This window comes from Streptomyces sp. NRRL WC-3618, assembly GCF_001280005.1.
GTDB lineage: Bacteria > Actinomycetota > Actinomycetes > Streptomycetales > Streptomycetaceae > Streptomyces.
This window is the reverse complement of record NZ_LGDW01000301.1, coordinates 1-412: the sequence shown is the minus strand read 5'-3', so window position 1 is coordinate 412 and position 412 is coordinate 1. Positions and strand designations below refer to the sequence as shown.

At 68.0% G+C, this 412-nt stretch carries 1 protein-coding gene; it reads left to right on the top strand.

What is annotated here, in order from left to right; all coding sequences use genetic code 11:
* Positions 1 to 389, top strand: a 389-nt coding sequence (locus tag ADL01_RS23395; protein ID WP_053743984.1) for an IS5/IS1182 family transposase, incomplete at its 5' end; no start/stop codon positions are given.
* Between the last annotated feature and the right edge of the window lie 23 nt (positions 390 to 412).

The following is a 412-nucleotide window of genomic DNA, read 5'->3' as shown; positions in this document are numbered from 1 at the left end:
CGCAGTTCGTCCCGGTCCTGAAGAAGGTCCGTGTCCGGCTGCCCGTCGGGCGCCCGCGCACCCGGCCCGCCGCCGTGGCCGGGGACAAGGCGTACTCCTCCCGCGCCAACCGCGCCTACCTGCGCAGACGCGGCATCAAGGCCGTCATCCCGGAGAAGAAGGACCAGGCCGCCCACCGCAAGAACAGAGGCCGCCGGGGCGGCCGGCCCGTCACCCACGACGCGGAACTGTACAAGGACCGCAACACCGTCGAGCGCATGATCAACAAACTGAAAGCCTGGCGAGGTATCGCCACCCGCTACGACAAGACCCCCGAGAGCTACGACGCCGGCCTTCACCTCAGGGCCTCCATGATCTGGATCAACGACCTCATACCGACGACCGGGTGATCACGACCTCACACAGGCCCTAG